We start from the raw sequence: 15,183 nt of genomic DNA on the forward strand, positions 1-15,183 counted from the left end.
GGGCGGTCGAAAAGGAACTACAGTGCCGATAAGGCTTACATGCCGCCAGCCGATTAAAGTAACGCGCTGCCCGCGTGTAAGAGCCCCCCGTTTAGATCGATCCCCCCAGTTCCTCCCGACAAATTTGCACAGTTATTTCTGAACCAGACCACTAGAATAGGCACCTAACCTTTTTTAGAGTTCGAGCCCTATCTATGCCCGATCCAGTTGATACCCTTAAGGTGTCGGACTTACCACTGGAGGATCTGGTGGCATGCCACGAGTGCGACTTGCTGATGCGCAAACCCGTACTCGCCATCGGTGAAAAAGCCCAATGCCCGCGTTGCGGTTACGAGCTGTACGCTCACCGTCACAACGTCGTTGAACGCAGCCTGGCCCTCGTGCTCGCGGCGCTGTTGCTCTACATCCCGGCGAACTTTTTACCCATCATGCAGCTCAATCTACTCGGGCAGTCCTCGGAAGACACCGTGTGGAGCGGCGTTGTCGGCCTGTTCGATACCGGCATGCAAGGAGTCGCGGCCGTAGTGTTCCTGTGCAGCATGGGCATTCCCCTGCTCAAGTTGCTCTGCCAACTGGCAGTGTTGCTCAGCATTCGCTGGAAGGTCGGCCGCAGTTATGGGCTGTTGCTCTACCGTATTTACCATCACCTGAAGGACTGGGGGATGTTGGAGGTGTACCTGATGGGCGTGCTCGTGGCGATCGTCAAGCTCGCTGACATGGCCTCCATCACGATCGGCCTGGGTCTGGGCTGCTTCATCGGTCTATTAATGGTTCAGGTACTGCTTGAGGTGGTGATGTCGCCCCACCAGATCTGGCAAGCGTTGTCAGGAGAGGATGATCATGCGGGCGATTGATGCAGGCATTCTGATTTGTACCGAATGTCACGAGCTGAACAAGCAAGAGGCTGATACCGATGAGCAGCTCTGCACGCGTTGCGGTGCGCTGATTCATGCCCGCCGGCCCAACAGTCTCACACGTACCTGGGCCTTGCTGATCACGGCGGCGATCTTGTACATCCCCGCCAACCTATTACCAATTATGACCATCAACTCCCTTGGCCAGGGCGATCCAAGTACCATTATGGCCGGCGTGATCCAACTGGTTCAGCACGGCATGTTCCCTATCGCCGCGGTGGTGTTTATCGCCAGTATCCTGGTGCCGACGTTCAAGCTGATCGGCATCGGCCTGCTACTGTTCTCGGTGCAGCGTCATCAGCCGCTGTCCGCGAAGCAACGCATTATCATGTACCGCTTTATCGAATTCATTGGCCGCTGGTCCATGCTGGATATCTTCGTGATCGCCATCCTGGTGGCGGTTGTTAACTTTGGGCGACTTGCCAGTGTCGAGGCCAATCTCGGTGCTGCCGCGTTCGCCAGTGTGGTGATCTTGACGATGCTTGCCGCAGTAACTTTTGATCCCCGACTGATTTGGGACAACACGGAGTCGGACGACGACCATGAGTGATTTGCCAAAAGCTAAAACCCGCCCAGCTTCCAACTGGTCGGCCATTTGGGTGTTGCCACTGGTTGCCCTGATCATCGGTGGCTGGCTTGGGTGGCGTGCCTATTCCCAGCAAGGTCTGGAGATCCAGGTGCGCTTTGAAAGTGGCGAAGGTATCCAGGCCAACAAGACCGAAGTGGTCTACAAGGGCATGTCCGTCGGCAAGGTCAAGACCCTGGCCCTGGACGACGAGGGCAGTAATCGCGGGGTGATTGCCACCATCGAGATGAACAAGGATGTTGAGCAATACCTGAAGACCAACACACGCTTCTGGCTGGTAAAACCCAGCGTCAGCCTTGCCGGCATCACTGGCCTGGAAACCCTGGTCTCGGGCAACTACATTGCCGCCAGCCCGGGCGACGGTGAACCCACCCGCAAGTTCAAGGCCCTCTCCGAAGAGCCGCCTTTATCTGACGCCAAACCCGGCCTGCACCTGACGATCAAGGCCGACCGCCTCGGCTCGCTCAACCGTGGCAGCCCAGTGTTTTACAAACAGATTCAGGTCGGCCAGGTCAAAAGCTACCTGCTGTCGGAAGACCAGAGCACGGTCGAGATCAAGGTCTACATTGAGCCGACCTACGCCAGCCTGGTGCGTAAACACACACGCTTTTGGAACGCCAGCGGCATCAGCATCGACGCCAACCTTTCCGGCGTCAAAGTGCGCAGCGAATCCCTCTCCAGCATCGTCGCTGGCGGCATTGCGTTCGCCACCCCCGAGAATCGCAAGGACAGCCCGCCGACCGACCCGAGCTTGCCTTTCCGACTCTACGAAGATTTCGACGCCGCCGCAGCCGGCATCAAGGTCAAGGTCAAACTCACCGACTTCGAAGGCCTGCAGGCCGGGCGTACGCCGGTCATGTACAAGGGCATTCAGGTCGGTAGCCTGAAAACCCTGAAGATTGACCCGGACCTGTCCAGCGCCAATGCCGAGTTGACCCTCGACCCACTGGCCGAAGACTACCTGGTGCAAGACACGCAGTTCTGGGTGGTCAAGCCGTCCATTTCGCTGGCCGGTATCACCGGCTTGGAGGCACTGGTCAAAGGTAACTACATCGCCATTCGTCCCGGCGACAAAGGCAGCGCTCCACAGCGTGAGTTCGTCGCCCGGGCCAAGGCGCCACCGTTGGACCTGCGCTCCCCAGGCCTGCACATGGTGCTGTTCACCGACAACCTCGGCTCCCTGGATGTCGGCAGCCCGATCCTCTACAAACAAGTCAAAGTCGGTTCGGTGCAGAGCTACCAGTTCTCGCGCAAAAACAAACAATTGGTGATCGGCGTTCATATCGAGAAGGAGTACGAGAACCTGGTCAACGGCTCCACGCGCTTCTGGAATGCCAGCGGTGTCACGCTGACTGGCGGCCTCACCGGCGGTATCCAAGTGAAAAGTGAATCCCTGGCCAGTCTGATGGCCGGTGGTATCGCCTTCGAAACCCCGGAACCGAACGTACCGCTGAAAAAACGCATCCCGCGTTTCCGCCTGTTTGCCGACCGCGAGGCTGCCAACCAACATGGCACTCTGGTGACCATCAAGGTTGACCGCGCCGACGGTCTGCGCCCTGGCACGCCGGTACGCTTCAAAGGCCTGGACGTAGGCAAGATCGAAAGTGTCGACCTGAGTGCCGACATGCAGTCGGTATTGCTCAGCGCGCGCATCACTCAAGTCGCCGATCGGATCGCACGCGCGGGCAGTCAGTTCTGGGTGGTCAAGCCTGAGCTGGGCCTTATGAAAACCTCGAACCTGGAAACCCTGGTGACCGGCCAATACATCGAGGTACAACCCTCGGCGAAAAACGCCGGCCCGCAAAAGGCCTTCGTCGCGTTGGACAAACCGCCAGAGGCAGCTCATCAGGAAGAAGGCCTGAGCCTGGTCCTCAGCGCCGCACGCCGCGGCTCGTTGAAAGAAGGCGTACCGGTCACTTACCGCGAAGTCACCGTCGGCAAAGTCACCGGCTACGAGCTGGGCCAGACCGCCGACCGCGTGCTGATCCACATCCTGATCGAGCCCAAATACGCGCCGCTGGTGCGCAGCGGCAGCCGGTTCTGGAACACCAGCGGCTTCGGCCTCGACTTCGGCCTGTTCAAAGGCGCGACGGTACGTACCGAATCTTTGGAGACGCTGGTCGCGGGCGGCATCGCCTTCGCCACGCCGGACGGCGAGCGCATGGGTAACGCCGCGCGCCCGCAGCAGACCTTCCCGCTGTTCGACAAGTTTGAAGATGAATGGCTGACCTGGGCGCCTAAAATCCCGCTCGGCAAATAAACCGAGGCGCGTCTATCGCGGGCAAGCCCGGCTCCCACAGGAGATTTGCATTCCAATGTGGGAGCGGGCTTGCCCGCGATGAAGCCATCAGCAACACCACAAAAAACCAACAAAAAAGGCCGCGATCCATAAGATCGCGGCCTTTTTGCATTTCAGCTCAGTGGCTTAAACCTCATCCAACTCCGGCTCATCTGCCTGCACATTCACCGTGGCTTTCACCACATCATGACGACGGATGTACTTCCAGTCCGCCTCATCAATGTAGATACCATTCGGCCCGCTGCCGCCTTCCAGGTCGATCGCCACTTGGGCGGACACCTGCGGCTTCACACTGGCCAGAATCGGCACAAAGCCCAGCTGCAAGCTGGTTTCCAGCAACGCCGCCTGGTTCTTCTCGTCGATGTCCGCCGCTTCATCCAGGTAATACGGCAAGCGCACGCGCCCTGCCTGGTCACGGTCCATCAAGTGCAACAACAAGTACATGTTGGTCAGCGCCTTGATGGTCATGGTGGTGCCGTTGGACGCCGCGCCATCGATGTCGGTGTGAATCACCGGCTGGCCGTGCACCTTAGTGATCTCGAACGCCAGCTCGAACAAGTCCTTGAGGCCCAACTGGTTATGGTTGGCGGCCACGAGGCGGGCCAGGTATTCCTTGGCCTCCTCGTTCTTGTTGTCCTGTTCGGCGCTCTGGCTGAGGTCGAACACCGACAGCGTCTCGCCTTCTTCATACTGACCGGCACTGTGGATGATCTGGTCGATATGCTTGAGGGCTTCCTTGTTCGGTGCCAGCACGATACGGAAGCTCTGCAGGTTGGACACCTGACGCTTGTTGATCTCGCGGTTGAACAACGCCAACTGGTGTTCCAGGCTGTCGTAGTCGCTGCGGATATTACGCAAGGTGCGCGCGATATCGGTGACGGCGGCACGGCGCGCCTTACCGAGGGTCAGCGCCTCATCAGTGCGGTGCGCATAGGCGTTGATCAGCAGTTGCAGGCGACGCTCGACGTCATCCTCGCTGTCGAACTTGGCCACACCTTTGAGACGCACCTGCGCATACAAGGCTTCGATCTGGCCATCGGCGCGCAGCAGGCCTTGCCAGCTGTCCTGATAGTCATTGAGCAGCGGCAGCAGGTTGTCCATGGAGTCGTCGACCGGGTCCATGAACGGCGTGCCGAACGGCAAGTCTGCCGGCAACAGCTGGCGACGGCGCAGCGCATCATCCAGCGTGCGTTGCTTGGCTTCCATATCGCCAATCTGGCGGCCCACCAACTGCAGCTTGGCCGACAGTTGCTGCACGCGTTCGGTGAAGGCATCGCTGGAACGCTTCAACTCATCCTGCGCGGCTTCCATCTGCGCCAGGTTTTCCAGCTTCTCGCCTTCTTCGGCGCTCAGTGTCTGCGCGCGACGGAAGTCTTCCAGCGCCTTCTGCGCATCCAGCACCTGCTGGTACAGCGCTTCGGTCTGGGTCTTGCTCGCAGCGCGGTCAGAGGCTACAGCCTGCTGGGTCTTGAGCTGCTTGAGTTCTTTTTCCAGGCGCTCTTTCTGGTCGCGCAACGCCGCGCGATCCGCCAGGGCCTGCAACGCCGGTGGCTCGATGTGGGAGATGTCGATGGACAGCCCCGGCACTTCAAAACGCTCACCTTTGAAGCCATCGAGGATCTGCTCCAGGGATTTAACCCACTGGCCGTCCTCATCCAGCGTAATGCCATGCTCGCCCAATGGCAGACTGAACAACGAACTGTTGAACAAGCGCATCAGACGCTCGACATCCTGCTGCGAGAATTCCTCGCGCAGTTTGGCGTAGCTGTTGTTATCGGCGTGATCAAGCTGCTGCTTGACCGACTTCAAGCGCTTTTCCAAATCGCGCAGACGCTCGTCCAGGTCCTCGGCGCTGAACTGTCGCGACTGCGCCAGGGCACCCGCCAATTCGTCGTGGGCATCCTTGGCCGCCAGCAATTGCTGCTCGAGCACTTTGACGTCATCGACCAAGGCAAAACGATGCTTGAGCACCGACAGCTCGCCGAGCCAACGTTGAATGCCGCTGATTTCCCGCTCCAGGCGCATCAGCTCCTGGGTGCCGCCACGCTGATCGTTTTGCAGCGCGTCCTGCTCATTGCGGTAGTGCTCGGCCTGGATGGTCAGCTCTTCCTTGCGCGCACTGGCGTAGTCCGACCAGGTGCCGAGCAACGAGTCCAGCAGCGGCGACAAGCGATGCAATTTGCCGCGCAAAATGTCGCGCTGTTTCACGCCGTTGGCCAAGGCTTCAACCAGCGGACCGGCAGCTACCAGCGAGTGGTAGTCCTGCTCCATACGTCGCACATCGCGGAAGGCTTCTTCGCACGCGGCAATGTAATCCACGCTGCCCGAACGCAGGCTGTGTTCGAAGGCATCCAGGAACAACTGCTTGAGCTTGGCTGCGGTGATTTCGCGCATGTGCAGCAAGTTGATAAACAGCGCGCGGAAGGTCTTCAGGCTCTGCTCACTGGTGGAGCGCAGCGGAATCAGGGTCAGGTCCAGCGGGATCGACGTGTGGCCGCCCACCAGCAAACGACGCAGTTCATCCGGCTTGAGTTCGTAGGCTTTCAGGCCTTCGCGCTCAAGGTTGGTGAACAGCTCTTTCTGACGCAGGCAGGTGTCGTTCTTCTGGTAATGCGCCAGGTCCAACTTGCCGGCATAGGCAAAGAACTGGTGGCCAAAACCGCCGCCCGGACCGCGTCCGACCACACCGATCACGTGCGGGCCGTGGGGCAGGGAAACCTCCACGAGGATGTAGCTGGTGTCGGTGGCAAAGTAGAAGCGCCGGGATTGTTCCAGGGTGTACTTGCCGAAACTCATGTCCGTCATGCGCGCCAGAATCGGGAATTGCAGGGCGTTGATCGACGCGGATTTACCCAGGTTGTTCGCGCCGTACACCGACAGCGGCTCTTCCAGCGGGAACAGGCCCAGACTGTAACCGGCGGTGTTCAATAGGGCGAAGCGGCGGATGCCGTAGCGTTCCTTACTCATGCATCGGTCTCCTGTTCTTCGGCAATGGCGCGGGCAAGGGCGTCTTCTTCGCTTTCTTCAGCAAAGTCACTGAGGTCCAGCGGGTCGTCGGTCTTCAACAGTTTTTCATCGCTGTCTTCGTCGATGATCACCGGCGCCGGCAATGGCAACACGCTGTGCACACTGGCCGCGAGGTCGCGGTCCTGCTGCACCGACAGGCACACGTCGAGGAAACGGTGCATCGGCGGCAGGAAGCGATACACGCCGTTGTCTTCGCTGGCAAAACCCAGTTGAGTCATGCGGCGCATGATTTTTTCTTCGAGCTCTTCCTGGGTCTGCACTTCGGCCTGGATAAACAGGTCGCGGTACTTCTCCAGCAACGACGGCAACTCATCGCGGCCCAGGCTGCCACCGTCGAGCACGGCAATCGGGTCACGGCCCTGGTCGGCCAAGTGCTCGACAATGATGAAGGTGAACAGCGCCAGGCGCTGAGCGGTCTTGTTCACTTGCGCGGCGGCCACGGCGGTGTCCGGCACGAAGTAGTAGAAGCCACGCGTGTCGCACACCAGCTCAAAACCCAGGGCCTTGAACAGCGTGCGGTACTGGTCCTGGAAGTTCGACAGTTGCGCGTACAGCTCCGGGTCGCGGCGGCTGACGTGGTAACCCTTGAACAGCTCGCGAAAGATCGGCGCCAGCTGGGACAGTTCGGAAAGATCAAGATGCATAAGGTGTGCTCGCAGAATTCTCGGTAGCGTCGGCGCCGGCCGGGAGCAGGGCGAATGAGCGCAGGCTGACCTGATGCTCGTGTGTGTGGTAATCGCGGCGTTCCAGGCGTTCGCGCTTGAAGCGTTTTTCACGCGAGAGTCGCGAGAACCAGTACAGCAATTCGTCGGTGGCGCCGTCCGGTTCCTGCTCCAGCAGCCAGGTCATCAGGTCCGGCATCGGCAGCGCGTCTTCGCAGCGCTCGAGCATTTCCTTGACCGTGCGCGGTGCGCGTTGGGTGTCGCCCTTGTGGGATTTGTGCGCTTTGGGGAATTTCGCTGGTTTCGGCTCGAAGTTCGCCAGCGCGTACACATAGGCTTCCACCTGGCTCGCGCTGCCGAGAAAGGTGCTTTGCGGCCGGGTAAACATCGGCATCGCCGCCTGAGGCACCGCGTCCAGGCCTTTACGGCGGATGGCCGACAGGGCCAGCGCCGCACCACGGGTCACGGCGTTGTGCCGGCGCGCTTCTTCACGCAGCGGCAGCAGCAATTCGCGGGCGTGACGCAAGGTCAGCTGGGCGCTGGTCTGCATTTCGAGGATGCGTGCGTGGGTACGCAGCAGCATGTCGTCGTCGACCAGGTGGCCGAGGCGCTGTTGCTCGGTGAGCATGCGCAACAGCACATTCTCGACCTTGCGCACGCCTTGTTCGAAGGCGCCGTCGGCGTTCACCAGTTGGATCATTGGCTCGACGTATTCATCCCAGGTCGCCAGGACTTCAGCGTAACGCTGGCGCAAAGGGATTTGCCGGTCGCTGGTCTTGGCGCGGTCGGCCACGGCGGCGAGGGCTTGTTCGTCGTTGGCGAGTTTTTTCAGTACATCGCGTACGCGCATGTCCAACAGACGCAGTTGGCGGGCCAGGTCGTGGCCATCGCGGATGTCGAAGGCGTCTTGAATGTAGCCGGCCAGGCGCTCGAGGTGGCGCAGGTAGGCTTCAATTTCCAGGCACAGGCCAAGCCGGTGCTCCTTGCGAAGATAGGCGAGGAAGTCGTGGATCTGCGCGTTGAGCTCGAAACGGTTCGGGCTCTTGGCGACAGGCACCAGGATATCCAGGCGAATCCACACGTCCAGCAGGCTGGTGATGTCCTGGGGCGTCCTGTCCAGTTGTTGGGCCGCCAGTTGTGCGCGCAACTCGCCCAGGCTCAGGGTGCCTTGGTCGAAGTGTTCGCACAGTGGCTCAAGCAGGGCCCAGTGTTCGGCGAGGGCGCGCAAGACGCGCTTGGGTTCGATCATCGGAATGGCCGGCTGGTTGGCGATTAAAAGTCGCGATTGTACTGCATCGGGCACGGGATTTATCCACAGCCGGTCAGTGCACAGTGGGCGATTGTTACCGAACAGCGGTAGAATCCCCGCTCTTTACTTATCCACAAGTGGCCGAGCTGTGCTTATCGAGTCCCGACGTCGCGCTTACTTGACCGCCATGCAGGTGGTCAACTGGCTGCCCCGCACCGAACTGCCGTTTGCCGCCCCGTCGCGGCCCGAGCTGCTGCAGGCGCTTGAGCCCTATGAGGCGTGCGAGGTGTCGGGCGAGGAAGCGGCCGCGCCGGTTGCCGTGGTCAAGCCCACGCCCGAATCGCGCCCTGGCGTTGAGCGGGTGAAGGTCGAAGTGCCGCGCCCGGCGCCCATGGCCAAGCCGGTGGTCGCCGAAGCAGTAACGCCGGTGGCCAAGGCCCCAGTGGTGCCGCCGCCGCGTTTTGCCCTGCAATTATTGCGCGCCGGGCGCTGCCTGTTGCTGGTGGAGTTACCCACAGGTGAGCGCTTCCAGACCCGCGACCCGGCCTACATGCTGCTCAAGGACATGCTGCGCGCTGCCGGCCTGCCCGACAGCCCGCAAATCGTCGGCGACCCGGTGCGCTGGCCGCTGCTGGTGCGCGGCACCATGGACCAAGGCCCGGAAGCCGCGCGAGATTTTGTCCAGGGTTTTGTTTCGGCACGCCTGGAAGACGAACCCTGCGTGTGCCTGTGGTTGATCGGCCTGCCTGCTGTGCGGTTTGCCGGTGAAGCGAATGCCGAAGCCTGGTATCGCGAACTGCAGGTTGAAGGCCTGGGTTCGGTGTGGGCCTTGCCGGGCCTGGAATTATTAATGGAAGAGCCACAGCGTAAGGCTGATGTCTGGCAAGCCATGCGCCGGCTGATGGCGCGCTGGAAAAGTACCGATGAGTGAAGCTTTATCCTTCCGCCCGATGACCGAGGCGGACCTCGACGCTGTACTGAAAATCGAGTACGCGGCGTTCAGCCATCCCTGGACCCGTGGGATTTTTCTCGATGGGCTGGGCAAGTACCAGATCTGGCTGATGTTCGAAGGTGAGCAGCAGGTGGGCCACGGCGTGGTGCAGATTATTCTTGATGAAGCGCATCTGCTGAATATCACCGTCAAGCCGGAAAACCAGGGTCGCGGTCTGGGCTTGGCGCTGCTGGAACACTTGATGTCCCGCGCGTATGCCGCCAGTGCGCGGGAATGCTTCCTGGAAGTGCGCGACAGCAATACCGGGGCGTTCCGCCTGTATGAGCGTTACGGTTTCAATGAAATCGGCCGTCGCCGCGATTACTACCCAGCGGTGGGTGGCCGCGAAGATGCGGTCGTGATGGCCTGCACCCTCATCGACTGAACACACAACCCAATGTGCAAGCAGGCCCCTGTGGGAGCCGGGCTTGCCCGCGATGCAGGCGCCTCGGTGTTTCAGTGAGACCAAGGTAATGCCATCGCAGGCAAGCCAGCTCCCACAGGGGCATTGTTTGCCGTTGGGGCAATGTTGTGTCAGCGGTTACCGTCTACCGGGTCGATATCGGCCAACTCGGCCTCATCCAGCCCGTTGCCGCCGCCAATCTCATCTTCATCGACGATGCTCAAGTCGTAATCTGCCGGGCTGTCCTCGCCTTCTTCCCGGGCATCCCGCGCGCCATCCTCATGGATCAGCGTTTCCGGGCTCATGTCATCGTCAGTTGGCTCATGGTCGGCCGTCGATGCGCCGGTCATGCCCGCTTCGCGTACCCGTTCGTCGGGCATCAGCTGCTCGCGCTCTCCCGGTGGAATCTCATCACCGATTTCGGCCGTCGGCTCTTCCTCGTCAAAATCCAACTCGCGCATCGAGCCCATGCGGTCTTCGTTGTCATCAATCGGTTCCGGCTGTGTAGCGCCGTAGGGACGTCGTGATTCAGTCATGGCCAATCCTCATACTGTGGGGCTTATAGTGTGTTGACAGGCACGGCGCCCTAAAGATTCAAGCTAATTGACGCTTTGCGTGACCCGGACGAGCGGTTGTCTGTCACACAGCTGCGCATCATTCCTGAGGCTTTCCCTGATGAACGAACTACAAGACCTGCTTGATAACAATGAACGCTGGGCGGACGCGATCAAACAGGAAGATCCCGAATTCTTCGCCAAGCTCGCCCGCCAGCAAACCCCGGAATACCTGTGGATCGGCTGCTCCGACGCCCGCGTGCCGGCCAACGAGATCGTCGGCATGCTGCCGGGCGATCTGTTCGTGCACCGCAACGTGGCCAACGTGGTGCTGCACACTGACCTGAACTGCCTGTCGGTGATCCAGTACGCGGTCGACGTGCTCAAGGTCAAACACATCCTCGTCACCGGCCACTATGGCTGTGGCGGCGTGCGCGCCTCAATGCAGGACCGCCAGTTCGGCCTGATCGACGGCTGGCTGCGCACCATTCGTGACCTTTACTACGAAAACCGCGACCTGCTGGCCCAGTTGCCGACCGAAGAAGAGCGCGTCGACCGCCTCTGCGAGCTGAATGTGATTCAGCAGGTCGCCAACGTCGGCCACACCAGCATTGTGCAAAACGCCTGGCACCGCGGGCAGAGCCTGTCGATTCACGGCTGCATCTACGGCATCAAGGATGGCCGCTGGAAGAGCTTGAACACCACCATCAGTGGCTTTGAGCAACTGCCGCCGCAATATCGCCTGCGCCCGTTGGGTGACGCTTAATCGCGTTTTTCACGGTCGCGCTGCTCCAGGAACCGCTGGCCTTCCGGGCTGAGCTGTTCCTCTGGACCTTTGATCCAGCCCCGGCAGTTGGGGCTGGCGCATTCACAGGCAAACTGGCGGGGCAGGACGTCGCCGGTGGTGGCGTAGTCAATAGTCAGCCAGGTGTCGGCGGCAATCGGCATGACTGACCAGAGCTCCAGATAGGACGTGTCGAAGTACACATTCGGCTCGCAGGAGTGTTGCAGCTGGCCGCACACCCACGGGTCATACAGCCGGATGCGCGCCGAGATCTGGAAGGTATGCAGGCGGCGCTCGCTCAACGCATAGCCGAACACCTTGGCGATGAGCGTGCGGCTGTCGAAGGCCACGCGAGACTTGATGCCCACGGCTTCGCCGTTCTCGTCGCGTACCAGCTCAAATTGACGGGTCGATGGGTACCCGCACTCCGCCAGCGTTGTCGCAAACGGGTAAAGGCAGTCATCGTCCGCGCCAGCAGCCTTATCCTTGGCTTGAGTTTTCATCACGCTCCTTGGGTGGGCTGCATCGACCTGCGAATGGTGTCTGACTGCCAGTCTTGCAGCGAATGGGCCCAGCTCAAGACTCGCCGAACAGATAGCCGATTGCTACTGTCAACTTTGACAGTAGCAATCGGCTATTTTTTATGCGCACTACAAGGCGGGTGCGGTGATGGCGGGCGTTGGGGCAGGAGTCTTCAGTTGTTTGAGCTGTGCCTTGATGGGGGGCGTGGCGCATTTGGCGTTGGCTTGCTCCGGGGTGAGGTTACGCACCGAGGTGTAGAACAGCTCACAGGTCTGCTCCTTGCGCGTGACCTGCCAGGTGTTCATGCACGCTTTGAGCAACACGTTCGGGTCGCTGGCAGGTTTCTGCCCCATGCCGGCCTGCCAGCAGGCAGCGCTCAGGTCTTGCCCCATCACCTTCAAGCCGGCTTCGTCGGCTTTTTGTTCATTGCCGTCGTAGGTTGCCGGGTCTGCCGCATACCAAATGTAGCTCGGGTGGTTGGCGCCCAGCACCGACACGGTTTTGCCCGCTGCCGGGCTGATCTGCGCCAGGCCCAGCACGCCCACTGCCTGGCCGTATTGTTGCTTGATCCAGTTGCGCACCGGTGCGCCGAACGCCACCATCGGCAATGAGCCGCTGCTGCGCAGGCTCAGTTCCTTGACCATGCGTGTCTGATAGTCGGTGAAGTAGCTGTAGACGCTTTCAAGGTCCTTACCCGCGTTGGACGGTGCGGCGATCGGGGCGATATCGATGATGGTCTGGTAGGCCGGGGTTTCGGTAGCCGGGATGCCATTGTCGGTGAGCAAGGTGGCCCAACGGTCAGTGGTGGCCGATTCCAGGTAATCCTGGGCCTGGGTCAGTGAGTAATCCGGCGGGAAGTGCAGCAGCTCGATGCTTTTGCGGTTTTCCAGGGCCATGCCCAGTGGCAGGAACAAGTACCAGTTGTAAGCCCACTTGCCGTCACTGTTGAGTTTGCTCGCGCCTTGGTAGGCAAGATCAGCGGTATTGAGCAGCGTGGTCAAGGGCTGACCGTAGTGGTCGGGCACGCCGATGAAGGTGGCTGAGACCTGGCCATCGTGGGTTTTCACACTCACCTTGGCACGGCTGTAGCCGTCGCGCTGCAGGCTCTGGTTCAGGTAATGCTCGGCGGTTTGCTCCAGCGTCCATGGCCGAAAGCAGATCACGTTGCAGTTATTGGGAAACGCGAACAACTGGGTAACGCGTTGCGTGCTGCCCAGTGGTACTTCGATATCGGCGTGTACGACCGCACTGGCCAGCAGTGCGGCCAGGGTGAAGGACAGCCTGGTCGGTTTAAACATAGTTGGTTCCTTGTCAGCGAAAGCCCGTCTGCGCGGGGTGAAAGCCCACCCACACACAGTAGCGGCTGACCCGTAAAACCGCGTGTTAAATCGCCAGGCGTGTCGCTATTGGATAAGAAAACCTACACCTTGAATTGCAACGCGTTACTCAAGTCGCCCATGGGCTTCTGGCCGCGGGCGGCCATGGCGTCATCGCGCAGCTTGAGGCCGTCGAGTTTCTCCAGCTGGAACACTCGGGTGATCAAGCGCAGGATCGACGCGGTGTCGTAAACCGTGTGGTCCACCGTGCCTTTGCGCGCAAACGGCGACACCACCAGCGCCGGAATGCGTGTGCCCGGCCCCCAGCGGTCGCCCTTGGGCGGTGCGACGTGGTCCCACCAGCCGCCGTTTTCGTCGACGGTCACCACCACCACCATATTTTTCCACTGCGGGCTTTCCTGCAGCACCTTCAAGGCGCGGGCGATATGACGGTCGCCCGACGCCACATCGGCATAGCCGGCGTGCATATTCAGGTTGCCCTGAGGCTTGTAGAAGCTCACGGCAGGCAACTTGCCGGCCTCGGCGTCGGCGAAGAATTTGTTGGTGCTCGACTCATCACCCAGGCCGCCGTCACGCAGGCGTTTATCCCGCTCGACGCGGTTCTCTGGTCCTTGCTGCTTGAAGTAGTTGAACGGCTGGTGGTGGTATTGGAAGTTAGGAATCTTCGGAATGCCGCCCGAGTCCTTGAACTGGTCGAGGGTCGCTTGCCATGCCCCGGCGTACCAGGCCCAGTCGATGTTCTTTTTCGACAGCTTGTCGCCGATGTGCTCGTGGGTTTGCGGCACCAGCACGTTGGGCAGGTCGGGTTTGGAATAGTCCGGGTTTTCCGGGTCGCGGATCCAGGTCGGCCAATAGGGCGGGGCCAAGGTGTTCACGCCATAACCATCGGGCGTCAGTGCGCTGGGGCCGAACTGCGGCGGGCCGGTCATCGCGCTGGCCGGGGACTTGTCCAGCGGCTTGAGGCGCGGGTCGGTGGGGTCATCGCTTTGCAGCGTGGCGATCTGCGCCTTGGCCACCGATTGCGCGGCGTTCGGATAAAACGGCGCGGTGGCGCTGATCAGGTACTGATGGTTCAGGAATGAGCCACCAAATGCGCCCTGGAAAAAGTTATCGCAGAGCACAAACTCCTTGGCCACATCCCACAGGCGCAGGGAATAACGGCTCTGGGCGTAATAGCCCATCACCAGGCCGCCGGAATCGGCCCAGGCGACAAAATTGTCGTTCTTGCCGCCGTTGATCTGCATCTGGTTCTGATAGAACACGTGCCACAAATCGCGGGTGACCAGGCTCAGCGGCAGGTCTTCGGCGTTCGGGCCTTTGAGCGCGAAGGGCGCGTTGGGCAGGTTTTGCTGGAATTGCACTTCGCTGGGGTAAGTCACCCCGTCCACACTTTGCGGGCCGACTTGCAACACGCCGCCCCAGACGGGTGGCAGTGTGGTCAGCAGGCTGCCGTCGCGGTCGCGTTGTTGCGCATCCGCCGCAGAAAGCGCCGACAAGGGTTTCTCAACCCCAGGGAAGTCCGCAAACAAATTGTTGAAGCTGCGGTTTTCGGCATAGATCACCACCACGGTTTTCACCTGGTCGTGCAAGGCCTTGTCCAGTTCCTGTGGCGTGAGCGGCCGCGTCACCGGCGTGCTCGGGGCCTCGCTGGTATTGCCGCAGGCACTCAAGGTCGCGCCGACCCCCAGCACCGCCGCGCCCCCGAGGAAACGCCGGCGGCTGGTGTCCACCGGCGGTTGGGCGATGGAATCGGGGGAAGGGCGGTCTTCGTGCTCGTCACTCATTGCTGGGAGTCCCTGCGGGGTGGTTGTTGCAAGATATTTCGCAGGACGGTAGCAATGGAATATGACGAAAA

The 15,183-nt window shown here is 60.7% G+C and carries 13 protein-coding genes; 6 read left to right on the plus strand and 7 right to left on the minus strand.

Annotated features, from left to right (window positions below; all coding sequences use genetic code 11):
* Nucleotides 1-194: 194 nt before the first annotated feature.
* Genes L8I05_RS20055 through L8I05_RS20065 form a run of 3 tightly spaced genes read left to right on the plus strand, consistent with a single transcriptional unit; the run spans nt 195 to nt 3,760 of the window.
* On the plus strand, nt 195-854 hold the full coding sequence (locus tag L8I05_RS20055; protein WP_177016633.1) for a paraquat-inducible protein A: 660 nt from the start codon (nt 195-197) through the stop codon (nt 852-854).
* Complete coding sequence (locus L8I05_RS20060; RefSeq protein ID WP_177016632.1) at nt 841-1,464, plus strand: paraquat-inducible protein A; 624 nt, start codon at nt 841-843, stop codon at nt 1,462-1,464. The genes L8I05_RS20055 and L8I05_RS20060 overlap by 14 nt, the downstream gene beginning before the upstream one ends.
* Complete coding sequence (locus tag L8I05_RS20065; protein WP_159954010.1) at nt 1,457-3,760, plus strand: MlaD family protein; 2,304 nt, start codon at nt 1,457-1,459, stop codon at nt 3,758-3,760. Before L8I05_RS20060 ends, L8I05_RS20065 begins: the two co-directional genes overlap by 8 nt.
* A gap of 165 nt (nt 3,761-3,925) precedes the next feature.
* On the opposite strand, the gene mksF is transcribed toward L8I05_RS20065, so the two are convergent.
* Genes mksF through mksB form a run of 3 tightly spaced genes read right to left on the minus strand, consistent with a single transcriptional unit; the run spans nt 3,926 to nt 8,737 of the window.
* On the minus strand, nt 3,926-6,766 hold the full coding sequence (gene mksF, locus L8I05_RS20070; RefSeq protein WP_242171187.1) for an Mks condensin complex protein MksF: 2,841 nt from the start codon (nt 6,764-6,766) through the stop codon (nt 3,926-3,928).
* On the minus strand, nt 6,763-7,470 hold the full coding sequence (gene mksE / locus L8I05_RS20075) for an Mks condensin complex protein MksE (protein WP_159954012.1): 708 nt from the start codon (nt 7,468-7,470) through the stop codon (nt 6,763-6,765). Before mksE ends, mksF begins: the two co-directional genes overlap by 4 nt.
* On the minus strand, nt 7,460-8,737 hold the full coding sequence (mksB, locus tag L8I05_RS20080) for an Mks condensin complex protein MksB (protein WP_242171526.1): 1,278 nt from the start codon (nt 8,735-8,737) through the stop codon (nt 7,460-7,462). Before mksB ends, mksE begins: the two co-directional genes overlap by 11 nt.
* Nucleotides 8,738-8,924: 187 nt before the next feature.
* Here mksB and L8I05_RS20085 point away from each other — a divergent pair, with 187 nt between their 5' ends.
* The gene (locus L8I05_RS20085; RefSeq protein WP_242171527.1) at nt 8,925-9,668 is read left to right on the plus strand and encodes an energy transducer TonB; all 744 of its coding nucleotides are present in this window, start codon (nt 8,925-8,927) and stop codon (nt 9,666-9,668) included.
* Nucleotides 9,661-10,113 carry a ribosomal protein S18-alanine N-acetyltransferase gene (rimI, locus tag L8I05_RS20090; RefSeq protein ID WP_094948846.1) on the plus strand — a complete coding sequence of 151 codons (453 nt, stop codon included), beginning with the start codon at nt 9,661-9,663 and terminating at the stop codon, nt 10,111-10,113. The genes L8I05_RS20085 and rimI overlap by 8 nt, the downstream gene beginning before the upstream one ends.
* A 149-nt stretch (nt 10,114-10,262) precedes the next feature.
* On the opposite strand, the gene L8I05_RS20095 is transcribed toward rimI, so the two are convergent.
* A complete protein-coding gene (locus L8I05_RS20095; protein WP_159954014.1) occupies nt 10,263-10,667 on the minus strand; it encodes a serine kinase/phosphatase in 405 nt (134 codons plus the stop codon).
* A 139-nt stretch (nt 10,668-10,806) separates the two neighbouring features.
* Here L8I05_RS20095 and can point away from each other — a divergent pair, with 139 nt between their 5' ends.
* Entirely contained in the window at nt 10,807-11,451 is a 645-nt protein-coding gene (can, locus tag L8I05_RS20100) for a carbonate dehydratase (RefSeq protein WP_177016628.1), read from the plus strand.
* Here can and L8I05_RS20105 read toward each other — a convergent pair.
* The 3 genes from L8I05_RS20105 to acpA all read right to left on the minus strand — a co-directional run bounded on the left by L8I05_RS20105 (nt 11,448) and on the right by acpA (nt 15,112).
* A complete protein-coding gene (locus L8I05_RS20105; protein ID WP_242171189.1) occupies nt 11,448-11,972 on the minus strand; it encodes an SET domain-containing protein-lysine N-methyltransferase in 525 nt (174 codons plus the stop codon). The genes can and L8I05_RS20105 overlap by 4 nt on opposite strands.
* Before the next feature lie 147 nt (nt 11,973-12,119).
* Nucleotides 12,120-13,289: a hypothetical protein gene (locus tag L8I05_RS20110; protein ID WP_242171190.1), complete on the minus strand. Its 1,170-nt coding sequence runs from the start codon at nt 13,287-13,289 to the stop codon at nt 12,120-12,122.
* Between the two features lie 122 nt (nt 13,290-13,411).
* Nucleotides 13,412-15,112 (minus strand): acid phosphatase, encoded by a 1,701-nt coding sequence (gene acpA / locus L8I05_RS20115; RefSeq protein ID WP_242171191.1) that lies wholly within the window; start codon nt 15,110-15,112, stop codon nt 13,412-13,414.
* Between the last annotated feature and the right edge of the window lie 71 nt (nt 15,113-15,183).

This window comes from Pseudomonas sp. MONT-RG-20F-20-E-7-02 (genome assembly GCF_022662395.1).
GTDB lineage: Bacteria > Pseudomonadota > Gammaproteobacteria > Pseudomonadales > Pseudomonadaceae > Aquipseudomonas.

Coding starts and splice junctions, on each gene's coding strand:
- L8I05_RS20085 (WP_242171527.1), top strand. CDS start 8,925: ATGCAGGTGGTCAACTGGCTGCCCCGCACCGAACTGCCGTTTGCCGCC.
- L8I05_RS20055 (WP_177016633.1), top strand. CDS start 195: ATGCCCGATCCAGTTGATACCCTTAAGGTGTCGGACTTACCACTGGAG.
- L8I05_RS20060 (WP_177016632.1), top strand. CDS start 841: ATGCGGGCGATTGATGCAGGCATTCTGATTTGTACCGAATGTCACGAG.
- mksB (WP_242171526.1), bottom strand. CDS start 8,737: ATGATCGAACCCAAGCGCGTCTTGCGCGCCCTCGCCGAACACTGGGCC.
- rimI (WP_094948846.1), top strand. CDS start 9,661: ATGAGTGAAGCTTTATCCTTCCGCCCGATGACCGAGGCGGACCTCGAC.
- can (WP_177016628.1), top strand. CDS start 10,807: ATGAACGAACTACAAGACCTGCTTGATAACAATGAACGCTGGGCGGAC.
- L8I05_RS20095 (WP_159954014.1), bottom strand. CDS start 10,667: ATGACTGAATCACGACGTCCCTACGGCGCTACACAGCCGGAACCGATT.
- acpA (WP_242171191.1), bottom strand. CDS start 15,112: ATGAGTGACGAGCACGAAGACCGCCCTTCCCCCGATTCCATCGCCCAA.
- mksE (WP_159954012.1), bottom strand. CDS start 7,470: ATGCATCTTGATCTTTCCGAACTGTCCCAGCTGGCGCCGATCTTTCGC.
- mksF (WP_242171187.1), bottom strand. CDS start 6,766: ATGAGTAAGGAACGCTACGGCATCCGCCGCTTCGCCCTATTGAACACC.
- L8I05_RS20110 (WP_242171190.1), bottom strand. CDS start 13,289: ATGTTTAAACCGACCAGGCTGTCCTTCACCCTGGCCGCACTGCTGGCC.
- L8I05_RS20105 (WP_242171189.1), bottom strand. CDS start 11,972: ATGAAAACTCAAGCCAAGGATAAGGCTGCTGGCGCGGACGATGACTGC.
- L8I05_RS20065 (WP_159954010.1), top strand. CDS start 1,457: ATGAGTGATTTGCCAAAAGCTAAAACCCGCCCAGCTTCCAACTGGTCG.